Annotated in this window: 12 protein-coding genes; 7 read left to right on the forward strand and 5 right to left on the reverse strand. The window is 36.3% G+C overall.

Annotation, left to right across the window (positions count from 1 at the left end; genetic code table 11):
- On the forward strand, positions 1-297 hold a 297-nt coding region (locus ED2_RS13495), incomplete at its 5' end, for an IS3 family transposase (protein ID WP_164703933.1).
- A 145-nt stretch (positions 298-442) separates the two neighbouring features.
- Here the strand turns inward: ED2_RS13495 and ED2_RS15855 are convergent.
- Positions 443-697, reverse strand: a complete 255-nt coding sequence (locus ED2_RS15855) for a transposase (protein WP_000199136.1) — start codon at positions 695-697, stop codon at positions 443-445.
- Between the two features lie 310 nt (positions 698-1,007).
- Between ED2_RS15855 and ED2_RS15525 the strand changes: the two genes are divergently transcribed.
- Positions 1,008-1,247, forward strand: coding sequence for a DDE-type integrase/transposase/recombinase (locus tag ED2_RS15525; protein ID WP_123839738.1), 240 nt, complete (start codon positions 1,008-1,010; stop codon positions 1,245-1,247).
- Between the two features lie 9 nt (positions 1,248-1,256).
- Entirely contained in the window at positions 1,257-1,358 is a 102-nt protein-coding gene (locus ED2_RS16560) for an IS3 family transposase (protein ID WP_099130717.1), read from the forward strand.
- Between the two features lie 117 nt (positions 1,359-1,475).
- Here ED2_RS16560 and ED2_RS13510 read toward each other — a convergent pair whose 3' ends face one another.
- Complete coding sequence (locus ED2_RS13510; RefSeq protein ID WP_002334583.1) at positions 1,476-2,717, reverse strand: L-lactate MFS transporter; 1,242 nt, start codon at positions 2,715-2,717, stop codon at positions 1,476-1,478.
- A gap of 285 nt (positions 2,718-3,002) precedes the next feature.
- On the opposite strand from ED2_RS13510, the gene ED2_RS13515 reads away from it, so the two are divergent.
- From ED2_RS13515 to ED2_RS16565, 3 genes are read left to right on the forward strand one after another with little or no spacing between them, the layout of a single operon-like run.
- Positions 3,003-3,536, forward strand: a complete 534-nt coding sequence (locus ED2_RS13515; protein ID WP_060789890.1) for a helix-turn-helix domain-containing protein — start codon at positions 3,003-3,005, stop codon at positions 3,534-3,536.
- Positions 3,533-4,321 carry an IS3 family transposase gene (locus tag ED2_RS16185; protein ID WP_203369723.1) on the forward strand — a complete coding sequence of 263 codons (789 nt, stop codon included), beginning with the start codon at positions 3,533-3,535 and terminating at the stop codon, positions 4,319-4,321. Before ED2_RS13515 ends, ED2_RS16185 begins: the two co-directional genes overlap by 4 nt.
- Before the next feature lie 9 nt (positions 4,322-4,330).
- Entirely contained in the window at positions 4,331-4,432 is a 102-nt protein-coding gene (locus tag ED2_RS16565; RefSeq protein WP_099130717.1) for an IS3 family transposase, read from the forward strand.
- Positions 4,433-4,494: 62 nt separating this feature from the next.
- On the opposite strand, the gene ED2_RS13525 is transcribed toward ED2_RS16565, so the two are convergent.
- From ED2_RS13525 to ED2_RS15225, 3 genes are all read right to left on the reverse strand, one after another.
- A complete protein-coding gene (locus ED2_RS13525) occupies positions 4,495-6,762 on the reverse strand; it encodes an ATP-binding cassette domain-containing protein (protein WP_060789891.1) in 2,268 nt (755 codons plus the stop codon).
- A 344-nt stretch (positions 6,763-7,106) separates the two neighbouring features.
- A complete protein-coding gene (locus ED2_RS13530; RefSeq protein ID WP_002298902.1) occupies positions 7,107-7,373 on the reverse strand; it encodes a hypothetical protein in 267 nt (88 codons plus the stop codon).
- 9 nt (positions 7,374-7,382) lie between these two features.
- Positions 7,383-7,547 carry a leucocin A/sakacin P family class II bacteriocin gene (locus tag ED2_RS15225; protein WP_002298900.1) on the reverse strand — a complete coding sequence of 55 codons (165 nt, stop codon included), beginning with the start codon at positions 7,545-7,547 and terminating at the stop codon, positions 7,383-7,385.
- 325 nt (positions 7,548-7,872) lie between these two features.
- Between ED2_RS15225 and ED2_RS13535 the strand changes: the two genes are divergently transcribed.
- On the forward strand, positions 7,873-8,781 hold the full coding sequence (locus ED2_RS13535) for an IS982-like element ISEfm1 family transposase (RefSeq protein WP_060789892.1): 909 nt from the start codon (positions 7,873-7,875) through the stop codon (positions 8,779-8,781).
- Positions 8,782-8,800: the final 19 nt, after the last annotated feature.

Here is an 8,800-nt window from a genome sequence, read left to right on the forward strand (position 1 = left end):
GGATTATTAACAACTTTTGACATCAATCGATCATTGAGTCATAAAGGCTGTCCTTTTGATAATGCCGTAGCTGAATCAACTTATAAGTCGTTGAAAGTAGAATTTGTCTATCAATACACATTTGAAACCTTACAACAATTGGATTTGGAGTTATTTGACTATGTCAATTGGTGGAACCACCTTCGGTTGCACGGTACACTTGGCTACGAGACACCGGTTGGTTACCGTAACCAGAGATTGGCGCAGCGAATCCTTGATAATGAGCTCGGATGTGCTAACGCTAGCGAGGCAGTCTAACTTTAACTGTTAGCTCCTGCCGAAGATCGTCACATCCGAGGAGGCTCATTGTCAAGGACAATCGGAATAGCATACGGAAAGAAGTTCTGCACCTTATAAAATTTGTCAAAAAAACTGTTGCCATTCCAAAATTGAACAAGCGAATTTAGGTTTTCCGAGAGAATATGGCTGCGGCTTTTTTTAAGATTTCAAGTTCCTCATTTAAACGAGCATTTTCTTTTCTCAGTTCAGCTACTTCTTTTCCAGTCAGTCCTGTGGACTGATCAGGTAAATATAAATTCTTCCATTTGTAAATCGTTGCTTCAGATAAGCCATATTCTTTCGCTAACCCTCGAACAGAACGTCCAGTTTGATTCAGTTCAACGATCATTTGTTTAAAATTTTCTTCATATCGGGTCATAAAAATTCATCCTCTCGTAGATAAGTTTAATTTATTCTTGTCTCTACGAAAAGCTGTCTAAGATTTGATACTAACACCACGCCACAGAAATGGTAGATATTCATCTTATAAAGGTACAGTTGGAAAAGTGGCCTGTAACGTTCTACATCAGCATTTTAATGAAACCGTACCTTTCAAAGTATTACATACCGATGTTACACAAGTACGCTTGGCCGATACTAAGTGGGCTTACGTTTCAGCTATTACTGACGAAGCAAGTAAGTAAGTTTTAGCATTTCAAGTAAGTAATAGTCCTAACAGTAAACTAATTATGGATACACTCGATGAACTCACAGAAAATATTCCGGAAGGAATAAAACCAATAATTCATTCAGATCAAGGTTGGCATTATCAATTGAATTACTATACCGATAAACTCTCTGAAAAAAAATTTATACAAAGCATGTCTCGTAAGGGAAACTGTCTTGATAATGCGCCAATTGAAAGCTTCTTTCATCTTCTTAAAACAGAATGTCTTAATGGATTTCCACAGTGTAAAGATATTGGATAATTCAAGGAAATCACAAAGAATTACGTCGATTGGTTTAACAATCGACGAATATCACAGAAAACAAAAGGCATGACTCCCTGCGAATACAGGGAACATGCCTTAGCAGTTTAAAAATATTCAATTTTGTCTAACTTTTGTGTTGCACTTTACGGCTCATGCTGTTTTAGACTCTTTTTTATGCAATTTTGTCTTAGTTTTTAATAATTTAATGCGCTTTAAAGTAGTTTTTTATGATTTGCTTTTTATTAATTTGCTGGCTTTAATGAAATCTCGTTGTATCCAGAATGAGATTAGCAGTGCCAATAGATCAATCAAAATAAAGGCAGCTAATGTCAAAGTATAATTGTGGAACAGTTGATGTGTTAATGATAATAGTAATGGTCCAACAACTCCGGCAGCAGCCCATGCTGTCAGTACATATCCATGAACAGCTCCTAATTCTTTAGTACCAAAGACATCACCTAAGTAGGCTGGGATGACAGAAAAGCCTGCTCCATAACAAGACATCAACAAGCATAATGCAATGACAAATAGGAGCGGTAATTTGAAGATGAGCATGGCTGAAAGCATTACAATATCGAGAATAAAAATGGCACTGAAAGTAGCAGGGCGCCCGATATAATCAGACAAAGTTGCCCATATCAAACGTCCAAAGCCATTGAAAAGGCCTATGATTCCAACCATAATTGCGGCTGTTTGGACAGACATGCCGGTCATACTTTGAGCCATGGGGGATGCAGCTGAGACAAGGCCGATCCCGCATGTAATATTGATAAAGAACATTATCCAAAGAAAAGTGAAGGATTTAGTTTTGAGGGCTTGGTTAGCTGTTAGCTCCGGTCCTCGGGTTAGACGTGTTCCCTTTTTTTGAGAAATGCTATTTTCAGTAGTGCTTGATAGTGCCAGATTTGGACGAACAATAAACTGTGCAGCGAGCAGCATAATAACAAAATAAAATGTTCCTAAGAGATAGAATGTTTGTTCAAGACCAACACTAGCCATTAGCTGTTGAGCAACAGGACCAGTCAGCATTGCTGCAAAACCAAATCCCATAATAGCTAACCCCGTTGCTAAACCGCGTTTGTCTGGAAACCATTTAATAATTGTTGATACAGGGGTAACGTATCCCGCTCCCAGTCCTAAGCCGCCTATGACACCATATGAGAGATATAATAGCCAAATTGAATTTTGATGGATAGCCCAACCAGTCATAATGGTTCCAGTTCCGTAAAGAAAGCTAGCAATAGTTCCCGTTAGTCTAGGGCCTATTTTTTCAACGACTTTGCCCATAAAGGCGGCTGACATTCCCAAGAAGAAAATAGCGATACTAAATGCAAGAGCGACTGAGGATTCTGCCCAACCATTTTGTTTTGCAATTGGATTAGTAAAAACACTCCAAGCATAAACGGAACCAATCATTAAATGAAACATGACACCTGCAAACGCAACAACATAGCGATTTGTTTTCAACAACAATTCCTCCATTTTTGATAGTATACGAACAATTTAAACGTTGTTCACAACCATTGTTGGCATATAAGAATAATATCACATTAATTATCACATTTAAACAATTAAATTTTATTATAAGACGAATTTTAACGTTGGCTAATGAAAAGTACATTTAAGTTAGCTATAGTACTGGGAAAAAACAAATTACGGTTGCTGTTTTTGAACAAATAAAAAAGCACAGGGAACCTAAAGTGCTCCATAATTGTTAGACAAGAAATCTAACAGTTATGGAGCACTTTTTCTATGGTCAAATATAGTTCAGAATTAAAAGCAGAAGTCGTTAGTGAATATCTTCAAGGTGACATTAGTATCAGTCTTCTTTCAAAGAAACGTAACTTGCCTCGAATACAAGTAGGTAGATGGATACAAAACTTTCGTTTGAGCGGCGCAGACGCTCTTAAACGAAGAAGAGTTAAACGAAGTTTCTCAGTTGAGTTTAAAGTTGATGTGATAAACTACTATCAAACTCATGATGAAACTTTAGCCGAAGTATCCGCAAAATTTGATGTTAATTCTTGTCAAATCAGTCTTTGGAGGACAGCCTTCAATCAGTATGGTTTAGAAGCCTTGAAGCCTCATCCGAAAGGCAGAAAAACCAAAGTGAAACATAATAAGAAGAAATTACGTAAGTTAGTAAACAAGAACGAAATCGATCAACTTCGTGAAGAATTGACGAAAAAGAATCAAGAATTATATGATGCAAAATTGGAGAACGAAATCTTAAAAAAATCAATGACCCTGTTCGGAACCTCAAAGGACGAAAGAAAACACAAATAGTTGATCAGATCAGGGTCGAACAAGAGTCTCTTCCGAAATCTAACCGGTATAAAGTCGGCGATATTCTTAAGACCATTGGACTTAAGAAAGCGACTTATCATGATGAACGTAAACGTATCAAAAATTATGTAGATAAGTATGAAGATGTAAAAGTAGAGATACTAAAAATTGCCGAAAGCGGAAGATATCGCGGACGTCTAACCTACGGTTATCGTCGCGTTCAAGAAGAGCTCATTAAATTAGATATCCATCTATCAGACGCCGTAGTGCGTCGTTTGATGGATGAATTAAATGTTCAAGTAAGCCTTTATAACCGCCACAGAAATGGTAGATATTCATCTTATAAAGGTACAGTTGGAAAAGTGGCCCGTAACGTTCTACATCAGCATTTTAATGAAACCGTACCTTTCAAAGTATTACATACCGATGTTACACAAGTACGCTTGGCCGATACTAAGTGGGCTTACGTTTCAGCTATTACTGACGAAGCAAGTAAGGAAGTTTTAGCATTTCAAGTAAGTAATAGTCCTAACAGTAAACTAATTATGGATACACTCGATGAACTCACAGAAAATATTCCGGAAGGAATAAAACCAATAATTCATTCAGATCAAGGTTGGCATTATCAATTGAATTACTATACCGATAAACTCTCTGAAAAAAAATTTATACAAAGCATGTCTCGTAAGGGAAACTGTCTTGATAATGCGCCAATTGAAAGCTTCTTTCATCTTCTTAAAACAGAATGTCTTAATGGATTTCCACAGTGTAAAGATATTGGATAATTCAAGGAAATCACAAAGAATTACGTCGATTGGTTTAACAATCGACGAATATCACAGAAAACAAAAGGCATGACTCCCTGCGAATACAGGGAACATGCCTTAGCAGTTTAAAAATATTCAATTTTGTCTAACTTTTGTGTTGCACTTTAAATGAGGTGATCTTTTTGAATCTTTTAAGAAATTATAGCTGCTAATGCAGCACCAGTCCGAGAGTTTTTATCGTTTAGGCTATCTTTTGGATGACCTTCAAAACAAACTTGACCGCCGAATTTACCAGCATCGGGTCCCATATCGACTAACCAATCGGCTCGTGAAATTAATTTCAGATTATGTTCAATCAGAATTAATGTATTGCCCTTATCAACCAATCCTTCAAATAAATCGATCAATTGTTGAGTATCCTGTAAGTGCAATCCGGTTGTTGGTTCATCTAAGAAATAGATTCGGCCGGTATGATTCAATTCCATTGCTAACTTAACACGTTGCACTTCACCACCAGATAAAGTGGTCATCGACTGGCTAAGATTCAAATAACCAAGTCCAACTTGGTGGAGTAGACTAACCTTTTTGTAGATATCTGGCACATCTTTGAAAAACTCTAAAGTGTCGTTGATAGAAAGACTTAGAACCTCAGAAATATCTTTGCCATGATAAGTGTATTGTAGTGCTTCTTGGCTATAACGTTTCCCATGACACAACTCACATTCTTGAACGATTGGATCCATGAATGCCATCTCGGTGATCATCACACCTTTACCTTTGCAACGGGGACAAGCACCTTTACCGTTATAACTAAATAGTTGTGTTGAAACGCCATTGTTGGCTTTACTGAAAAGCTTTCGTAGAGGATTTAAAATGTTCAAGTAAGTTGCAGGTGTAGAACGAATATTCAAACCTACAGAATCCTGACTCAAATCAATATAGTCTTGATCAGAAACTTGTTGTTTGAAAGCTTGGACTAAAGTACTTTTTCCAGAACCTGCTGGTCCAGATATCACGGTCATTACACCTTGAGGGATTCTGGTAGATACGTCTTTTAAATTATGAGAAGTTACATGATTAACATTTAGCCAAGATTGAGGTTCACGAGGCTTTGGGAAAGTGATTTTTTCTCGTAACATTTTACCCGTAATCGTATCTGACCGTAATAGTTCGTCGTAGGTACCAGTGAAAGTTACTTGACCACCATTTTTGCCGGCTTGTGGTCCCATTTCCACGACATAATCTGCTGTCGAAATAATGGCAGGGTTGTGATCAACTAGGATAATGGTATTGCCATGTTTCTTGAGCTTTTTTAAGGATTGGGTAATTAATTTAATATCGTGAGGATGGAGTCCTACACTTGGTTCATCGAGTACGTAAACTAAATCGGATAGGGAACTCGTCAAATATTTGGCAATTTTAATTCGTTGAGCTTCTCCACCAGATAGAGTATCAGTTCCACGGCCAAGGGATAGATAACCTAAACCGATGTCGACCAAAGCTTGAACTTTACTATGTAGTTCACGCACCATTGTTTTAGCCTTGGGGTCCGAGATATTATCCAAAAATTTTAGGACACTTACTAAATCCATATCGCTGACTTCTGCAATATTTTTGCCAGCAATTTTACCAGTTAGAGCCTTTTTGTTCAGACGTGTTCCATGACATACTGGGCAAGGTTTTCGAGTGACAATCTTTGATAAGGCAGCTTCATGATGACGACCTGAGGCACTATGAATAACAGAGCGAAGCATACGTGGAACTAGTCCTTCATATAATGCCGTACGGCCCCAATTTGCCGGTGGATTTTTTAATTTTTGTTGCGGAGCGTGCATGAATAAATCATATTCTTCATCGGTGTAGTCTTTAATTTTTTTGTCTAAATCAAATAATCCACTGTTGCCATATTCCTTCCAACGCCAAGTTCTCGGTTGAAAACCGGCAAAAGTCATTGCACCTTCATTGAGTGATTTATTAGGATCAATTAATTGACGTTCATCTATGTCGTCAACAAAGCCTAATCCCTGACATTTTGGACACATTCCCTGAGGTAGGTTAAAGGAAAACCATTCAGAATACCCAACCCAAGGCTGTCCAATTCGAGAAAACATCAAACGTAAGACGGAATAGATGCCGGTGTAGGTTGCCAGAGTAGATCGAGAATTACGACCAATAGGCTTCTGTTCAACCACAATTGCCACTGGTAAGTTGTCGATTCGGTTCACTTCAGGTTGACCGTATTTAGGCAAATATTGTTGGGTGAAACTAGGAAAAGTTTCATTCAATTCACGTCGGGAAACAGCGGCTAATGTATCAAAAACTAAAGAGGATTTACCAGACCCAGAAAGACCAGCAAATACAGTCGTTTTATGCTTAGGAATATCTAAACTGACATCCTTTAAGTTATTTTCTTGAGCTCCATGGATAGAGATAGTCCCATCTGCAAATAAATCAGTCATAAAAACCTCCAACAGTAAATTTATAATTCCATAATACATAGAAATCTCGTTTAACAAAAATAATCGGGTCTAGAATTTTTGGTGTTGGAAAGTATTTCCATTCCAAAAGTACTAGGCCCTAATTTAAAAAGCCATTGATAATGGATCAAAAACGGCCACTAGGGTATACCCTGTTGGTCCTAAAATGTTATTCTATATGGACATAAATGAATAACTGATAAAGAAATAATAAACTTAGCAAAAAACAAAGATATTACAAAATTAAATAATTGAACCTATATAGTAAGAGTACCTAAACTCAATTAGATACTCTTTCAAAAAAATATAATGGTACTTATTACAACTCAAAGTCCCGACCATGCTTTGGGAGTTTTTACTTCAGCAAGTAACTCCAATAAAACTTTTGGTGTGGAAAAGCCGTTTCTAATAGTGAACCCACTAATTGCAGGTTGAAATTCTTTCTTATAATCATAATAAAATTCACCTTTAGCAGCACTATCTTTTATTTTTTCTAAAATTTCACATAGATTTTTATCTTTTTTAATTTCTGGGGTGGCTAATGCAGTTTCAGTTAATTCTAGAATTTTGTTGAAGGATTTATTATTTTTCATAATAGGATATTAATGTCCCATACCTGCCAAGCCAGAAGCCCAGCCACTAATAACAATTCCTGCAATATTTTCTTTAGCTTCTCCCCAGTTAACCCAGCACTTACTATTATTACAATAAATACCATTATCATATGAACGCGTAGCTGCATCAACTTTTGTACCAAAATTCGTCACAACTAATCCAAACTTTCCAATAAGAGTTAAACTAAATAATTTTTTTCTAATAAATCAATACCTCCTTTTTTCCAAAATAATTATAAATAATTTTCAGAAAAATTTGATAATTATATCATAAAAAGTTTTTTTGAAAGCATAATTGCAATAAAAAATCATTATTAAAACTAATCCCATTTTTATTCTAATCCGAAACACTAAAATACAAGAAAAAACCCGTGGTGCTAGTTAATTTTTTCCTAGAGGAAAATGTCTAAACATGTTGGTAAATCAACAAAAAAACGCATATAGTAGTCTCAAAACTCCCAAGAAATGAGGGCTACATATGCGTTCATCAAAATATACTGAACATTATACAGATACTTTTATAACATTCAAGGAAATTATGAGAACTGTTTCTAACATATACCACAATTGTGTACCAGATAAGATTAAAAACAGAAGAAATACTGATCAACTGAAGCAACGCGATACAGTGATTATTGCTTGTGTTATATGGGGCATAATTAATGGCTATACTAGCCAAAGAGCCACGTATATAGCGGTTTGTTCCGTCTTATTTCCTAATGGTGACTTTCCTAGTAGGAGTCGATTCACTCGCTTAAGTTCAAACTTAGCTTACACTATCAAGATTATTCGATACTTTTTCATCAAGAAGCTCACCAAAGGTGAACTAGTCGGAATTATAGATAGTTTTCCTAGTCCATTATGTAAACCAGTTAGAAATAGACAAGCAAAACTATTGAATCAAATAGCCAAAGTTGGCTATAACTCAACAAAAAAATTTTATTTTTATGGTCTTAAAATTCATATGATCGTTACTAAGACTGGCTTTCCGATTACTTACTCAATCACGAATCCAGGTGTCCATGACGTGAAAGTGTTAGAGACTTTATCGGAAGAAGCGAATCTTCCCAATATCCTAGGGGACAAAGGATATATTAGCCATAAAATCCATGAAAAGCTTGCCCTTAAGGGCATTACTATATCCGTTCCGCCACGTAAAAACATGGATAAATCAGAAAAACTAGACCACAGCTTACTTGGAAAACAAAGAAAAACAGTTGAGACTGTTTTTTCTTCATTAGAAAAATTAGGTTGTCAAAATTTCAACTCACGTTCTGTTAAAGGGCTAGAGAGTAGATTTGAAAGCATATTACTGGCTTACAGTGTTCTATTAAGTCGAGCACAACGACGTTTTGAAGGAACTTTGAAATATTCTTTAGGATATTAAAATTAACTAGCACCACGGG

Origin of the sequence: Enterococcus durans NBRC 100479 = LMG 10746 (assembly GCF_001544215.1) — a bacterium.
GTDB classification, from domain to species: Bacteria; Bacillota; Bacilli; order Lactobacillales; family Enterococcaceae; genus Enterococcus_B; species Enterococcus_B durans.

Excerpts from the sequence above, each read along its gene's own strand:
- ED2_RS15855 (WP_000199136.1), bottom strand. The coding sequence starts at position 697 with ATGACCCGATATGAAGAAAATTTTAAACAAATGATCGTTGAACTGAAT.
- ED2_RS15525 (WP_123839738.1), top strand. The coding sequence starts at position 1,008 with ATGGATACACTCGATGAACTCACAGAAAATATTCCGGAAGGAATAAAA.
- ED2_RS13515 (WP_060789890.1), top strand. The coding sequence starts at position 3,003 with ATGGTCAAATATAGTTCAGAATTAAAAGCAGAAGTCGTTAGTGAATAT.
- ED2_RS13525 (WP_060789891.1), bottom strand. The coding sequence starts at position 6,762 with ATGACTGATTTATTTGCAGATGGGACTATCTCTATCCATGGAGCTCAA.
- ED2_RS13530 (WP_002298902.1), bottom strand. The coding sequence starts at position 7,373 with ATGAAAAATAATAAATCCTTCAACAAAATTCTAGAATTAACTGAAACT.
- ED2_RS13535 (WP_060789892.1), top strand. The coding sequence starts at position 7,873 with ATGCGTTCATCAAAATATACTGAACATTATACAGATACTTTTATAACA.